This is a genomic window from Thermocrinis sp. (assembly GCF_036781485.1).
Taxonomy (GTDB): Bacteria; Aquificota; Aquificia; order Aquificales; family Aquificaceae; genus Thermocrinis.
In genome coordinates, this window is sequence record NZ_DAIQAX010000005.1 from 54255 (window position 1) to 69403 (window position 15149).

The following is a 15149-nucleotide window of genomic DNA, read 5'->3' on the forward strand; positions in this document are numbered from 1 at the left end:
GTTAAACCTCCTATAATCCGTGATAGTTTGCTATGGCAGAGGCTATTATAGCAACAAAATCCTCTTTGTCCCTGTGCTCAGGGTAATCAAAGAGGTGAGGACGTTCATCTAAATATTTGGTAGTAAAGCGCCCAGCTCTAAAGTCTGGATCTTTCATGATGTTTATTAAAAGTGGAATTGTTGTTTTTACGCCGGTGATTTCGTAAGTTTCAAGGGCTGCCCTCATTCTGTCTACTGCAACTTCCCACTGGGGTGCCCAAACTATGAGCTTGGCAATCATTGAATCGTAGTAAGGTGTTACCTCAAAACCTCTGGATGCTGCATGCTCCACCCTTATGCCAAAACCTCCAGGTGCGTAGTATCTTTCTATAACTCCGATGCTTGGAGCAAATCCCTTTTTTGGGTCCTCTGCGTTGATCCTACACTCTATGGAGTAGCCGTTGAATTTTATATCCTCCTGTTTGTATCTTAAAGGTTCTCCTGCTGCAATACGGATCTGCCATTTGACTATATCCACTCCTGTAATCATCTCCGTGACAGGATGCTCCACCTGGATCCGTGTGTTCATCTCAATGAAGTATAGATTGCCCTTTTCGTCTCCCACAAACTCCATAGTGCCCGCACTGTAATATCCGATCTCCTTTGCAGCCTTTACCACCAAAGAACCGTAATATTCCCTTTGCTCCGGTGTTAACAGCAAGGATGGTGCAATCTCCACGAGTTTTTGGTTTCTTCTTTGGATGGAACAGTCCCTTTCTCCGAGATGTATAACATTTCCGTATTTGTCTCCCAAAACTTGAAACTCTATGTGTCTTGGGTTTTCTATGTACTTTTCAAGAAGTAGATCTCCCCTTCCAAAGGCTTTTTGGGCTTCATTGTAAGCAAGCTCGTAGTTTTTCAAAAGTTCTTCCTCATTCCTGCATATCCTTATACCCCTTCCTCCACCTCCTGCGGAAGCCTTTAGAAGAACAGGGTAGCCTATCTCCTTTGCTATCTGCTTTGCCTCCTGCTCGTCCTTGAGTATGCCGTCGCTTCCTGGCACGGTAGGAAGGCCTGTTCTTTTTGCTACCTCCTTAGACCTTGCCTTGTCTCCCATAAGCTCTATAACCTTCCAGTGGGGTCCTATGAAGGTTATTCCTTTCTCTTCACAGAGCTTTGCAAAGTGCTCGTTTTCTGCCAAAAAGCCATAGCCCGGATGGATAGCTTCCGCTCCAACTTCCAAAGCCAAATCCACTATCCTCTCTGCATTCAGATAAGTATCCAGAGGATTGACGCCTATCATGTAAGCCTCGTCTGCCATCTTCACGTGCCTTGCGGTAGATTCTATTTCGTTGTATATGGCAACCGTTTGAATACCAAGCTCTTTGCAAGCTCTTATGATCCTGCAGGCTATCTCTCCCCTGTTGGCTATTAGCACCTTTTTGAACATGCCAACCTCCTACCTTATAAGCTCTATCCTATACTCTATGGGTGCAACTTTGTTTATCATGTACGCGATCGAACAGGTGCCGGGGTCATAAATGGTTTTGTCCAAAGCTTTTTTTACGTCTTCCTCAGAAACATCTCCTTTGACTTTGACAAAAAGGTAGATCTTGGTAAATACCTTTGGATAGCCTTCTGTGATCCTCTCCGCATCCGTTTCTATCTCTATATGCTCTGTGTGTTTGCCCTCTTTGTGCAGGGCTTCGTACAGGTGGATCCCCACGCAGCCCGCTATGGAGTGAAACAAAAGCTCAGGAGGTCTTATGCCTCTGCCTTTACCACCCACATAACCGGCTGCATCTATGGGCACTTCTCTGTTAGACTCTCCCACACCTACGAAGTGAAAGTCTTCCTTTTGGGCAACCTTTACCTTCATAAAAACCTCCTAAGGGAGTTTTAAGTAAGAATTAAATATTATAAGCCAAAAAGTGATGCTTAAAATCATAGAATTTTGTTTTAAAAAGGAGGGAGCGCCCCTCCCCCCATGTCAATGATGGTGATGGAGAGCCAAAAGTAGATAGAATACCGGAAGGGCGGAAGCCAAGGCAAACACATAGCCTTTTCTTGGAGTGTGGAGCATTTTTACCCTATTCCAGAGTATGTGCAAGCTCCAAAGGCCCGCTATGAAGGGGAAAACTCTAAAGATCAAAAGCCATGGCTCACCTCTCTTAGCCAGTGGTCCGACGGATACCCCCAAACCAAAAGCCTGAGAAAAGCCATTTACTATATGGTGGTAATACTCTATGAAGAAAAGCTCCAGCACGTGGGACAGCCCCCCAACTATCATGAGTGGGGCAAAGGCATAACCAAGTGAAAGCAAGACGTTGGATAAATTGGTCTGTAGCACTTTGGCAATCTTCCCAAAGGTCAGATAGACGATGCCAAAGACCAAAATCAAGCTCAACAGCATTGCCAAAAGTCCAGAGGTATCCACCCACTTTGGAAGGTTAAAGGCTTGCTGTATGTATTTTCCACCGACCACCCAGGGCATGTATTCACCCAAACCGCTTCTGGATAACCCGTGGTGGAACCTCATGGTGATGGTTATAACCGCTGTCAAGAACAAATAGACCATAACCTCTATCATCTTTGGCTCTTTTATCTTTTCGTACAATGAGTATCCCCACCTTTTGAACTCAAGCTTTACCGCATCGCAAGCATGGGCACACTCCATGCACATGGTGCATCCAAACATGGAATTTCTTTCATCAAACTTTGAAGGGTTTAGCTTGTAAGGACATGCCGAGGCGCAGTCCGGTCTTTTACAGGTTTTGCATTCCCCTTGATATGTAGAAAGCCACATCGGAGAAGTTCTGGAAAAGGCGGTATTAACAGAACCTATGGGACAGATGTATTTACAGTAAGCCATGCCGTTGAAGAGGAAGAAGAAGACAAAGGAGAGGATGGTAAAGAAGAGAAAGAATAAAGCAGTGTTTAGGGGTTGTCTGAAAAATCCCGGGAATGTGTAAAGGACAAACCAGTATGCCAAGATGTTTGAACCTATAAGCCCTATGTAGGGGTTGGAAAGCCACTGCCGTAAGCTATGGCGTAGAAGAGTAAGAAAGTAGTAAAAAACTTGTAGAACAAAAGCATGTATTTATTCTTGAAGAGCGGGTATGCTAAAGATACAGGCTCTGTCCCTTTTGAAAGGGCTACTCCACATAGCACCAAAAGGGCCAAAACACTACCCTTTTTTACCCACCTTATCACCTCCAGTTAAATTTAGGTTATTTTATCATAATTTTCACTTTAAGTCTGTGTTAAAATTCCATTGTGGATTTCATTAGAGAACTTGTGGATTACGGAGTTATAGGTCTTTTGCTTGCTCTTAGCTTCTTTGCGGTAGCCGTTGCCATAGAAAGGTGGAGCTTTTACAGAAAGGTAAAGCTTGAAGAATACAAAAGCAAACAGGAGTTGGAAGTAGAGCTCAGCAAAGGTCTTACCTTTATAGCTTCTGTGGCCTCCAACGCACCATACATAGGACTTTTGGGTACGGTGCTTGGCATTATGCTAACCTTTTACAACATAGGGGAGGAGGGTTTTGTGGATACAAAGAAGGTTATGGTAGGTCTTGCTTTAGCTCTCAAGGCTACGGCGGTTGGGCTATTGGTAGCCATACCTTCTTCCGTCCTTTACAACCTACTTCTTAGAAGAGTAAAGATCCTTTTGCTTTTGTGGGAGGCAAAGAATGGAAGACAAAGAGTTTAGCTCCATAAACGTTATTCCTTTGGTGGATATAATGCTTGTGCTTTTAACAATCGTGCTTATCACCGCTACCTTTGTAGTGCAGGGAAGCATACCCGTTCAACTACCAAAGGCAAGCGTAAGCTCCCAAGAAAATCTGAAAGGACTTTCCATAATCATAACACAGGAAGGGTCGGTCTTCTTTGACGGCAGGATTGTTTCTCTGTCAGAGCTTGAGAGAGAGCTTGAGAAGTATCAAAGAGATCACCAGGTGCAAGTGTTAGCAGATAGGAGGGCTACAGTCCAAAGTTTAGTAGATGTCTTAGACCTTTTGAAAAAGCTCAGTTTTAAAAAGGTATCCATAAAGACGGAGGTCAGGTAGTGAGGGAGCTCGTTAAGGCCTATAGCCTATCCTTTCTGATCCACTTCCTCTTGGTCTTTGGCCTGCTTTTTCTGACTCAAAGGATGCCCTTCTTGGAGAAAAGGATCGTTGAAATAGATTTGTCTTTTGAAAATTTAAAGCTGGAAAAAGAAATCGTAGCTGAAAAAAACCAAAAGCAAGCTCCGTCAAGGCATGCAGAGCCTCTTAAAGCTTTCCATGAAGATAAAACCCTCAACCAAGAGGAAAAAACTGCTCAAATTCAAACAGTCCCACAAGAAAAACAGCCAATAACTCCAACCCTTTCGCCTGTAAGAGATGAACCAGAAGAGGATAGGGCTTCTCAGGTTCAAAGTATCGCAGAGGGAAAACCTGCGGACACTTCCCCTTCATCCTCCGCAAATCAGAGGGTAGAGATTGAAGAAAAGAAAGCTACAGCTCAAGTTGTGGGCACCCAATCTTCAGAAGGTTCAAAGCATGCGGAGGAAAGCAGAAAAGCCTCTTTGGAGGAAAGCTTTCTCAAGGAAAAGCTCTCCGTTATATCAGGTATAGTCCAAAGATACGCAAATTATCCGCCTATAGCCAGGAGGATGGGATGGGAGGGAAAGGTTTTGATCAGCTTTGTTTTGGAGCCAAGCGGAGAAATAAGGGATCTAAAAATTTTAAAAGGTAGCGGTTATGAAGTTTTGGACAGAGAAGCTCTGGAAGCCATAAAGAGAAGCTACAGGGAGTTCCCAAAACCCCCAGCAAGCGTAATAGTAAGGTTGCCAGTGGCCTTCAGGCTTGAATGATGTAATTAGTTTAAACTCTTATCAAGTATAAGCTCCTTTTCTTGGCTATGGGATAGTCTCCTGTGGATCAAAACTTTGAGGTTTTTAAAATCTTGGGGCAATTCTAATTTGTAAGGTTTTCCGTATTCCAAAGCTGTCTTTGCTTGGGCGGAGAGTAGCTTTCTTATAGTCTGCTGTCCCTCTGGTGTATCAAAAATAATGGTTATATAAAGCTTTGGGTCTCCCTGGTCTGCGGTGGGAAGGTTATGAGGCACTCCCACGTTGGTTATGTAAAGCCTGTTTTCCTTGATCTCAAGCTTTAGATCTTCTGGCTTTGCCTTCAAAGCTGGAAACTCGTGAGAATGTCTTGGTTTGGACAGGTGGAATAGGTGGAACGGGAATCTTTGAATAAGGTCCCTTTTTCCAAGACTTGGCATGTGGCAATCTTGACAGCTTTTTTGTGTTCCGGTAGCTTGCCATTGTTTGAAAGTTTCCTGATGACAACCTGCGCAGAAATTGGACTTTGTATAACTTAGGTCCTGTTTTGAAGGATGGGGAGGGGACCAAACCTTCAAAGGCCCATGCATAGCCTTAGTTTCTTCTTTGAAGTGGCAAGCTACGCAACCAACGCCATCCTCTTTAAACTCTGCCCTAAGAATAGGCTCCTTGTCTGGGTCCACCTGATGGGGGGCATGGCAGGAAAGACACTTATTCTTAGTGTAGTTTTCAGACTCAAGCCTAAAGTGTTCGCTTATCCAAGCTTTGGCATGCCTGCTGTTTTTCCATTCTTCAAAGATTTCTCTGTGACAATCGGAGCATCTTTTAGCTTCTGGTCTTTGTAAAAGGTCTTCTTCTCTTACTATCTCTTCAAACTTAGCACAACTAAAAAGGGAAATGATAAATAAGACAAGGATCATTTTCTAAAAGCTTCCTGAACCATGGCTGGCACAAGGTGTGTGTTATGGCATCTGTTGCAAGCTTGACCCACAACGGACATAGCCCTGAATATGGCGTCCCTATTTGGCTGGGGTTCCTTGAGCAGTCTTTCTATAGAAGCCAAGGCATCCTCGTGAGCTTTGTTGTATATAAGCTGTTCGGACGCTTTATCTGTGTGGCACTTGGAGCACACCGCTTGAGTGCCTCTGACTCTTTCTACAAAAGCCTCTCCAGCTTCCCTTGCCTTTGGCACATCCCCCTGAATTAGAAAGATCCTCAGAGCCTTCATGGAGTCTGAAGTCTTTCTCATGTATTCCTTCGGGCTTAGCTGGGCAAATTCCACTGGGTCCTCCATCTTTAAGTTGGCAAAGGGAGGATAGTGATAAACGAGCTTTACAGCTATTTGATTATCCGCATGGCACTTCTGACAGGTTTGCCCAAGCTCCCTGGAAAGCTTCAAAACCTCGTCTGTGTTCTTAGCCTGCACAGCCTTAACCAGCTGGTCCGCTACAGCGGGTTTATAGTACTGCTTCCACTCTGGAACCATGTTTTGAGCTCTGCTGTAGGCGTCTTTTAGCCTGTTTGCCCATTCCAGAGCTTTGTCCCATTTGCCTTCATTTATGTTTAACCTAATACCATAAAAAGACCCGCTCATCTCGTGCATTACACTAACAAACTCAAACTTATTGGACTGTGGAGGATAGTATTTTCCTAAGGAGGCAGGAGGTTTTTTTAGGATTATCTGATCTGCACCAAAAGCTATACCAAATAATGCCACAGTCAAGACTACTTTTTTCATGGCCTACCCCTCCTTGTAAGAAATATTAAGAATAAGTGTGTATGTGCAAGTTTATAAAAGTCTTAGAATATATACATGGACTTAAGTGAATTTGACTATTCCCTTCCGGAAGAACTCATAGCCAAATATCCAGTTGTTCCAAGACATAATGCGCGACTTATGGTATTAAACAGGGAAAGTAGGTCTATAATACACGACACTTTTTGGAATCTTCCGCTGTATTTAAATGAAGGGGATCTTTTGGTTTTTAACAACTCTAAGGTCCTTCCCGCAAGGCTTTACGGAAAAAAGAGCACAGGTGGTGTGGTAGAAATTTTGCTAACGGATTACATAGACAAACACACGTGGTATGCCCTGGTGGGTGGGAAGGGTATAAAAGAAAAACTTAGAGTTTTTATTGGTGAAGATTTGGAAGTTGAGATACTTGAACATGTTGAGGGTGGGAAATTTAAAGTATATCTTCACTCCTCAGAGCCGTTGAAGGCTCTGGACAGATACGGAAAAATACCTATACCTCCATACATTAAAAGGGAAGAAGAGGAAATAGACAGGGTATATTATCAAACCGTTTTTGCAAAAGAAGAAGGTTCAGTGGCTGCTCCCACTGCATCCCTTCATTTTTCAGAAGAATTACTAAAGAAGATAAAAGAAAAGGGTATAAATATTGCCTTTATAACACTTCACATTTCTTACGGCACTTTCAAGCCCGTAAGGGTACGGGACATAACACAACACAAAGTTGATCCAGAGTATGTGAAGGTTCCCACTGAGACGGTAAAACTGATAAAGCAAACAAAAGAGAGGGGCAGAAGGGTAATAGCAGTTGGGACTACTGTGGTTAGAGCTTTAGAGAATAGACCCTATGAACCCTACGAAGATTGGGCGGACTTATACATATACCCAGGTTACCAATTCAAGGTTATAGACGGGTTGATTACAAACTTTCACCTTCCTAAGTCTTCCCTTCTGTTTTTAGTTTGTGCCTTCGGGGGCAAGGATTTTATAATGGAAGCCTACAAAATCGCGGTTGAAAAAAGGTATAGGTTCTACAGTTACGGGGATGGTATGCTTATACTTTAATTTAGCTTTAAAACCCTTATCTTGTATGCCCTTTTTACGTCAAAGCTTGCTATTTCTTCTCCTTTTTCTTCTTCCGTACAAGTTATTGAATAGTCCGCCTCTGGAAGCTTCCTCTTCAGAGGTTCTCCTTTTGCAAAACTAACATATAAACATACAGCCAGCTCTTGTCTACAGTTACACTCTATATTGGAGCTTAGGTCTATACTTTTTAAGATTTTCTGCGCCACAACTTTCTTAGAGTGCTCGCTGTTGGTTTTGTATGACATATAGACAAGGCCATAGGCAAATCTGAGTCCGATGGTCATTATCAGTATCGTATAGAAGGCTTTTTTGAACCATCCGATGCTTAGGGCTCTGTTTATGTAAAGAGAAAAGATGATTGCAAGCACAGGATATAGAGGCATTATGTATCTTCCAGCAGATTTAGCATAAAGGTATGGAAGATAGTTAAACAAAAAGATAAGTAAAAGAGCCTTTATTGGGCTTGGCACATGCAATCTCTTTTCTTTGAAAAGAATGTAGACAGAAATCAAAAACAATACACTGTGAGGCATTAGGTCTTTGAAGTTTTCAAGAGGATAAGTAAAAAAGTGGACAATTCTTGAAAATTCCTGATGACTTACTCTGCTGAAAGACTCGTAAAACAACGTTTTTAAATAGGTAATTGGATGTTCTGTGTTTATAAGCCACAAAAGAGGGACTACTAAAGTGATAAGGTGCATAAAAAGGACCTTTTTGCTTAAAAGCGTGCCAAGCCTTCTGTGATAGAGACTTAGAGCAAGTAAGGTAAGAAAATAGAAAGCATAAGAAGGAAAACCTTTCAGCAAAGTAGAAAGGCCAGCGAAGAACGCACCCAAAATTCCCCAAACAAAACCCGCCCCAAAAGACCATATGTAGAGGGAGGATATGGTTATAAAAACAAACAGAGTGTAAGTTGTGTCTATTTCTGCTAAATATCCATAAAAAAACAGCACGTTGCCAAAGGTTAGAAAAACTAAAGAAGATAGAACAGACATAGAGTAATCTCCAAACGTGCGTCTAGAAAATAAAAAAATAACTATTGCGCAAAGCACGAGAGAGGTTAAACTAACAGCCCTTGCAGTTAACTCACTCCAAGGTATGAAGTTAGAGTATAGAGCTATAAGCCAGTTAAAAAGAGGGGGCTTGTTGTAATAAGGTTCTCCGAGGACGTAAAGCTGAAAATAATTGCCGGTTTTCACCATTTGGTAGGCAACGTAAACCCTCAGTGCCTCTTCATTCCTGAAAACATAGCTGCTGAGGTTTGGCAACAGAGATAGCAGAGTAAGGAAAATAAGAATTAATACCACTTTAATCTATCCAATAGTTTGGCGCCTCTTTGGTTATTATCACATCATGCACGTGGGACTCTTTGTATCCTGCCCAAGTTATCCTAACTATCTTTGATCTTTTTCTGAGCTCTTCTATGTTTCTTGCACCCAAATATCCCATGCCAGACCTTAATCCTCCCACCAGCTGAAAGAGCACGTCCGAAAGCTTTCCCCTGTATGGCACCCTTCCCTCTATGCCTTCCGGCACAAACTTTTCCATCTTCTCTTGTCCATATCTATCCGCAGACATCCTACTCATCATAGCACCCAAAGAACCCATACCTCTATATGCTTTGTAAGCCCTTCCCTGATAGTAGATCACCTCTCCCGGCGCTTCTTCTGTTCCAGCCAGCAAACTTCCAAGCATAACCGCACTGGCCCCTACCGCTAAAGCCTTGACTATGTCCCCCGAATACCTTATGCCCCCATCCGCTATTATAGGCACTCCATACTCCTTTGCTATACTGTAAGCCCACATTATGGCGCTCACCTGAGGCACACCCACTCCGGCTACTATACGGGTGGTGCATATGGAACCTGGTCCTACCCCTATCTTAACCGCGTCTGCCCCAGCTGTTATCAGGTCCTTTGTTGCCTCTGCAGTTGCCACGTTTCCAGCTATCACATCTACCTCAGGATAAACAGACTTTATATCTTGGACCGTGTCCAAAACTCTCTTTGAATGTCCGTGAGCTGTATCTACCACGATCACATCCACACCGGCGGAAACAAGCGCCGAGACCCTTTCCTTCGTATCCGGTCCCGTTCCTACCGCCGCTCCCACCCTTAACCTACCCATCTCATCCTTGCACGCATTGGGATATTTTTGCCTTTTGATAATGTCCTTTATGGTTATAAGGCCCACAAGATTTCCCTCTTTATCCACTATGGGTAGTTTTTCTATTTTGTGCCTGTGAAGTATTTCCGTAGCCTCCTCCAAGGTTACCCTCTCCTTGGCCACTATTAAATTTTCTTTTGTCATAAACATGGACACCGGTTTGTGGTAATCGGTAGGCTTTACAAACCTAAGGTCTCTATTGGTTAGTATTCCCACCAGTTTGTTTCCATCCGAGACCACAGGCACACCCGAAATCTTGTATCTTTCCATTATCTCCAAGGCGGTCTTAACGTTTGTGTCTGGTCTCACCGTTATCGGGTTGGTTATCATCCCACTTTCAGATTTTTTAACTCTCTCCACCTCCTTAGCTTGCTCTTCTATTCCCATGTTCCTGTGGATTATGCCTATGCCTCCTTCCCTTGCGATGGCTATAGCCATCCTATGGTCTGTGACCGTGTCCATCGCAGCGGAAACTATAGGAATGTTTAGCTTGATCCTTTTGGTTAGTTGGGTAGAGACATCTACCTCATGAGGAAGCACTTCGGAATACTGAGGGATCAGTAGTATATCGTCAAAGGTAAGCCCTTCAAGAACTTCTATGTTTCCCATATACTTATTATAATGCCCAACTTGGTAATAACGGGTGGAACAAAGGGTATAGGGAAGGCAACAGTTGAGCTTTTTCTAAAGGAAGGGTGGGACGTATGCACCTGCGCAAGGTCCGAAGAAGGTCTAAAAAGAATTAAGGAAGAGCTAAAACATCCAAAAAACCTACATACAAAGGTGTGCGACGTGGGAGACAGAGACTCTGCCAAAGCCTTTGTAGAATTTTGCAAAGAAAACCTTAAGAGTTTTGACTTGCTTATAAACAACGCAAGCATATTGGGAGAAAGAACAAGCATAGAACACTACCCAGAGGATATTTGGGAAGAAGTGATAAGAATAAACCTAAATGGCGTTTTTTACATAACAAAGTATGCCATCCCATACATGAAAGCGGGAGGAGTTATAATAAACCTTTCCTCTGGGGCTGGAAAAAGGCCTGCACCTTATTGGGGAGCCTACGCGGTTTCCAAGTTTGGGGTGGAGGGTTTTTCTCTTTTGCTGGCAGAAGAACTAAAGCCAAGGGGGATAAAGGTTTATGCCTTCAATCCCGGTGGCACAAGGACCCAAATGAGAGCCAAAGCCTATCCTAATGAGAATCCACTTACCCTAAAGCCACCGGAGGAGGTAGCAAGGTTCATAATGAAAATAGTAAAAGATAAGCCAGTAGGGGTGAGTATAGAATATGGATCTTAGAACGATGCTTCTTGTGATCCTTGGGGTTTTGTCCGCTCTCTTTATAATTCTCGTACACGACAAAATTATCTTAGACCAGGGGACCTTTTCTTATCTTATTGCCATAACCCGCATTCCTGCTTTCTTTATGTTTGCAGGCACCGTGCTTGCCCCACTTTTTGTTGGTCCCCACATTGTTAAAAGGATATTTTACTATACCGCCCTCTTTCTGGTTCCTTCTTTGATCCCGCAAGCTTTTCACATACTTTCCTTTGGGTTCTTTCCTGACTTTATAACACCAAATCACAGGGATAAGGTCTCGTGGCTACATATAACCTTTGTGGCATACACACTGCTTGGCATAACCCTTGGAATGTTCCATAAAAAAGACACTGCCCCATACCCTAAGTTTTTTGCTTTGCTTCTTTCCTCCCTGGCGGTTTCCTTTTTTATAGTGCTTTACTACCCCTTGCTCCCAAAGACCTACGTAGAAGGGGTGGGATCAACTACTTTTTCCGATGTGTTTTGGACTGGTCTTTCCCTTTGGAACTTTTGGCTTTTTTACCTTCTGTTAAAGAAAAAGGTTTATGGAGAAAAGGTAAGCAGATACTTAGGCTTGGGTATGCTCTTTTATGGCATCGGCAGCGCCCTTCCCATCCTTTACATACACTTTAGGGACATAATTTGGATAGCAGTTTCCTTTTATAGGGCTTTGGCTTATGTGTTATTTGCTTATGGTGTTATCAAGATGGAAATTACAGATGTGGGTAAAGATATATTAAGACACTCAAGGCTTTTTTTGATCTCTTTGGCAAAAGCTGTGCCAAGATGGGAGGGTGGTGTGCTAAAAGTTGCGCTGGGCAAGTCCTTTGAAGAGGGTTATATAACAAGCTTGTGCATATACGACCTAAGAACGAAGGAGCTAAAGGCATACTTTTATGGGCTAAAGGAAAGGGAGGAGGACCTAAGACCACCTGAGGACTGGAATAGTATCTTAGAAAACAAAGTGGACTTTACCAAGGATGGACGGCGCTTTCGTGTTGAAGAGGGTTATCTGCTGCTCGGCAGGGTCCATGCAGACACAGACAACCCCCTAATAATTGCCCACGTAACGAACATAGAAAGCCATCTCTTTTACTATTTCCTCCAGCACAAAAACTATGAGGAGCTGCTCAAAGAGAAATTAAGGGAAATTGAGATACTACAAGCTATGCTTGAAACTTCCGAATACGTAGTTCAAGCATACAACAACATAGAGACCTTTTCAAAGCAAGTGCTGGATAGGTTGGACCAAGTCCTCCATATGGACGGTAGCCTATTTTACATGCTTGATAAAAACGCAGAAAAAATAGAAAAACTCGTCATTTCCTCTATGTTTTTAAAGAACTTTAGGGAGGAAGACCTCGAATTGCTCCTTGCTGAGGTTCAAGCTAACCCAAACATTTTTGATACAAAAAATAGCCTCTGCTTTGCCAAGTTTGAGCATAGTCAGTATCAAGTTGGAGTTGCGGGCGTTAGGTTAAAGGAACCCTGTGATAAGGGAGATCTTGCTTTCTTCAAAACTATTTCCAATCAACTGTTCCACATAGTAAGATTGATGAAGGTTATAGAGGATCTGCAAAGTGCCCAACTTAGCATTAAGTTTCTCTCCGAGTATGACCCGCTTACTATGCTGTATAACAGAAGAACTTTTGAAATGTATCTTAAAGATAACATCCAAATAAGCTCGAGGACTGGATCGGTGTTTTCCGTTGCGCTCATAGACATTGACAACTTCAAGCTTATAAACGACGTTTATGGACACCAAACTGCAGACATGGTCCTAAAGGAGCTAAGCGAAAGATTGAAAAGGAGCGTCAGGGAGATGGATATACCCGCAAGGTTTGGGGGAGATGAGTTTGCAGTGCTTTTGCCATACCTTTCAAGGGAAACTGCCCGCACTGTGGCACAAAGACTTACAGGCAAACTCTCCTCCGAGCCCATGAAGATAGAAGACAAAAACATTTCTTTAAGCGTAAGTGCGGTTGTAGTATCTTATCCCCAAGACGGAACCAGCGCAGAGGAGCTTATAACCTATGCGGAATACTTAATGAAGGAAGCAAAAAGGAGAGGAAAGAGCATAATTCTGAGTTCAGAGGATGTTCCTCACAAGTTCTCTGTGGTAAAGGAGCTTGAAAGGTCCCTTGTGGAAAGTATAGAAAAGTCCTCTGTCTTGCCCTACTATCAAGAGATCATAGACCTCAAAAGTATGTCTCTCTTTGGTTTTGAAGTGCTCACGAGGATAAAGTTTAACGGTAGGATTTTGAATGCGGGAGAATTTGTGGATGTGGCAGAAAGACTTGGTGCCACGCCAAAGCTTGACCTTTTGCTTATGGAAAAGGTTTTTGAAAGTTATAAACTTTTTGAAAACCAGTATAGCATATTTATTAACATGGTGCCAGAAAACACCACAGTGGAGTTTGCGGAAAAGGTCAGGGCCCTTGCGGATAAGTATTCTGTTCCTACCAGCAATATTGTCTTTGAGATTACAGAAAGAAAAGCCATTGAAGATATTATGCAAGTTGCTAACTTTGTTAGGGAACTGAAAAACGAAGGTTTTCGTTTTGCCATAGACGACTTTGGCTCTGGTTATTCCTCCTTTTATTACCTGAAATACCTACCCACGGACTTTTTGAAAATTGAAGGTGAGTTCATAAAACATCTTACCCACTCACACACAGACAGAATCTTCATCAAAGGCATTGTAAATGTGGCAAAGGAAATGGGGATCAAAACCATCGCGGAATTTGTGGAGGATGATAGGATCTTGGAGGTAGTTAAGGAGTTGGGCATAGACTACGCACAGGGTTATTACTTTGGAAAGCCAGAACCTTTGGAAGAAAAGCTCAAGAAGTTTTCTTCCAAAGAATGAGCCCGAGGGCTTGGAAAAGAGAATTTAAAAGAAGGGAAAAGACACCCACCCAAAGGGTAGCGTTATACCAAAATTTCATAGGATAAACCCTGAGTAGCATGTCCTGGTCAAAAAACCTCCACGAATATGGGTCAAAAAAGAAGTTGTGGAAAACCTCAAAGAGCAAGTCGTAGTTTAAAAGAGAAAACACCAGGACGAAAATTACCAAAATCTCCGTAAGAAGCGCACCAAAAAAGAGGACAAGCCCCATTTTCTTTTTGTCCCTTAGGCTAAAAAATAAAAAAAGCCAAAGGGGACCACCCAGGTAAAGGATCTTAAAGATTACAGAGAGCAGACTTTTTACATCTTGCATGTGCCTTATTTCCTTTTCTCTAAAGAGCCCAGAGCTGATGAACTCCTCCATTCCTTCGTCGGAGAGCACAGACCTGAGCCCCAGCTTGGCTATACTGAGCCTTTCCTCATATCCCATACCCCACCTATCGGGTGGAAGGTCCCCAAATCTGTAGTTTAGCTCCACAAATAACTCTGTAAAGGCAAGCCTAACGCAAAGAAAAATCAAAAGAAAGGGAAAAAAAAGGGAGAGAACTATTACTCTTTTCACTTATAGCCTCTCACCTGAGTTTGACCAGCATGACAGGCTATGCAAGATTTTTCATTCCCAACCACCTTTACCAAACCAAAAGCTTCTGCTATCCTTTGATGTTTTGCGTGTATTTCCTCTACGGGTTTAAACTTTCTCACTTGGGGAATACCTATACCTTGGTGGCATTGATAGCACGTAAGCATAGCCTCCTTCCAGAGCTCCACCGCCTTATCTTTGTTCCTTTCCTCCAAAGCCTTTGGTAGTTCTGCGTATAGTATGGCATTTCTCTTTCTAACCACAGCTTTCAGCTCATCGGACCACTGGGCTACCATAGGTCCAGCCAGAGCCATGTTTTTACCACAGGCAGAGAGTCCCAAGGGACTTCAGTAGAAGGCAAGCTTCCCCGCCTGGGCTACTACCTCTGGGTCTTCCTTTGATCCATAAACTATTAGCACGTTGGGGACAGCTACGTCCTTTAGCACCGCAGGTGTGCCACTCCAAACCTCTTACCTCCCTCTTTGTATTTTAACCACCGTTTATGTATTCTTCAACCTTTTTCC

16 protein-coding genes are annotated in these 15149 nt (G+C 43.0%); 6 read left to right on the forward strand and 10 right to left on the reverse strand.

Features of this window, described 5'->3' with window-relative positions:
• Positions 1-10: 10 nt before the first annotated feature.
• The 4 genes from accC to V7P40_RS04185 form a co-directional block, all read right to left on the reverse strand.
• The gene (gene accC, locus V7P40_RS04170; RefSeq protein ID WP_333784719.1) at positions 11-1429 is read right to left on the reverse strand and encodes an acetyl-CoA carboxylase biotin carboxylase subunit; all 1419 of its coding nucleotides are present in this window, start codon (positions 1427-1429) and stop codon (positions 11-13) included.
• 9 nt (positions 1430-1438) lie between these two features.
• Positions 1439-1858 carry an OsmC family protein gene (locus V7P40_RS04175; protein ID WP_333784720.1) on the reverse strand — a complete coding sequence of 140 codons (420 nt, stop codon included), beginning with the start codon at positions 1856-1858 and terminating at the stop codon, positions 1439-1441.
• 111 nt (positions 1859-1969) lie between these two features.
• A complete protein-coding gene (locus V7P40_RS04180; RefSeq protein WP_333784721.1) occupies positions 1970-2971 on the reverse strand; it encodes a 4Fe-4S binding protein in 1002 nt (333 codons plus the stop codon).
• Between the two features lie 20 nt (positions 2972-2991).
• Positions 2992-3192, reverse strand: a complete 201-nt coding sequence (locus tag V7P40_RS04185) for a hypothetical protein (protein ID WP_333784722.1) — start codon at positions 3190-3192, stop codon at positions 2992-2994.
• 63 nt (positions 3193-3255) lie between these two features.
• Between V7P40_RS04185 and exbB the strand changes: the two genes are divergently transcribed.
• The 3 genes from exbB to V7P40_RS04200 are packed head-to-tail and all read left to right on the forward strand — an operon-like array spanning position 3256 to position 4836.
• A complete protein-coding gene (exbB, locus tag V7P40_RS04190) occupies positions 3256-3690 on the forward strand; it encodes a TonB-system energizer ExbB (protein WP_333784723.1) in 435 nt (144 codons plus the stop codon).
• Positions 3671-4048, forward strand: a complete 378-nt coding sequence (locus tag V7P40_RS04195) for a biopolymer transporter ExbD (protein WP_333784724.1) — start codon at positions 3671-3673, stop codon at positions 4046-4048. The genes exbB and V7P40_RS04195 overlap by 20 nt, the downstream gene beginning before the upstream one ends.
• Positions 4048-4836, forward strand: coding sequence for an energy transducer TonB (locus V7P40_RS04200; RefSeq protein WP_333784725.1), 789 nt, complete (start codon positions 4048-4050; stop codon positions 4834-4836). The genes V7P40_RS04195 and V7P40_RS04200 overlap by 1 nt, the downstream gene beginning before the upstream one ends.
• A gap of 5 nt (positions 4837-4841) precedes the next feature.
• Here the strand turns inward: V7P40_RS04200 and V7P40_RS04205 are convergent, their stop codons facing one another.
• Both V7P40_RS04205 and V7P40_RS04210 read right to left on the reverse strand, forming a co-directional pair.
• Complete coding sequence (locus V7P40_RS04205; protein WP_333784726.1) at positions 4842-5732, reverse strand: multiheme c-type cytochrome; 891 nt, start codon at positions 5730-5732, stop codon at positions 4842-4844.
• Positions 5729-6550 (reverse strand): hypothetical protein, encoded by an 822-nt coding sequence (locus V7P40_RS04210; protein WP_333784727.1) that lies wholly within the window; start codon positions 6548-6550, stop codon positions 5729-5731. The genes V7P40_RS04205 and V7P40_RS04210 overlap by 4 nt, the downstream gene beginning before the upstream one ends.
• Before the next feature lie 75 nt (positions 6551-6625).
• Between V7P40_RS04210 and queA the strand changes: the two genes are divergently transcribed.
• Positions 6626-7630, forward strand: coding sequence for a tRNA preQ1(34) S-adenosylmethionine ribosyltransferase-isomerase QueA (gene queA, locus V7P40_RS04215; protein ID WP_333784728.1), 1005 nt, complete (start codon positions 6626-6628; stop codon positions 7628-7630).
• On the opposite strand, the gene V7P40_RS04220 is transcribed toward queA, so the two are convergent.
• On the reverse strand, positions 7627-8958 hold the full coding sequence (locus tag V7P40_RS04220; RefSeq protein WP_333784729.1) for a glycosyltransferase family 39 protein: 1332 nt from the start codon (positions 8956-8958) through the stop codon (positions 7627-7629). The genes queA and V7P40_RS04220 overlap by 4 nt on opposite strands.
• A gap of 1 nt (position 8959) precedes the next feature.
• On the reverse strand, positions 8960-10426 hold the full coding sequence (gene guaB / locus V7P40_RS04225) for an IMP dehydrogenase (RefSeq protein ID WP_333784730.1): 1467 nt from the start codon (positions 10424-10426) through the stop codon (positions 8960-8962).
• A 12-nt stretch (positions 10427-10438) separates the two neighbouring features.
• Between guaB and V7P40_RS04230 the strand changes: the two genes are divergently transcribed.
• Together V7P40_RS04230 and V7P40_RS04235 are read left to right on the forward strand one after the other, a co-directional pair.
• Positions 10439-11116, forward strand: a complete 678-nt coding sequence (locus V7P40_RS04230) for an SDR family oxidoreductase (protein ID WP_333784731.1) — start codon at positions 10439-10441, stop codon at positions 11114-11116.
• Positions 11106-14006, forward strand: a complete 2901-nt coding sequence (locus V7P40_RS04235) for an EAL domain-containing protein (RefSeq protein WP_333784732.1) — start codon at positions 11106-11108, stop codon at positions 14004-14006. Before V7P40_RS04230 ends, V7P40_RS04235 begins: the two co-directional genes overlap by 11 nt.
• Here V7P40_RS04235 and V7P40_RS04240 read toward each other — a convergent pair.
• Together V7P40_RS04240 and V7P40_RS04245 are read right to left on the reverse strand one after the other, a co-directional pair.
• Positions 13981-14607, reverse strand: a complete 627-nt coding sequence (locus V7P40_RS04240) for a TIGR01906 family membrane protein (RefSeq protein WP_333784733.1) — start codon at positions 14605-14607, stop codon at positions 13981-13983. The genes V7P40_RS04235 and V7P40_RS04240 overlap by 26 nt on opposite strands.
• On the reverse strand, positions 14604-14966 hold the full coding sequence (locus V7P40_RS04245) for a cytochrome c3 family protein (protein ID WP_333784734.1): 363 nt from the start codon (positions 14964-14966) through the stop codon (positions 14604-14606). The genes V7P40_RS04240 and V7P40_RS04245 overlap by 4 nt, the downstream gene beginning before the upstream one ends.
• Positions 14967-15149: the final 183 nt, after the last annotated feature.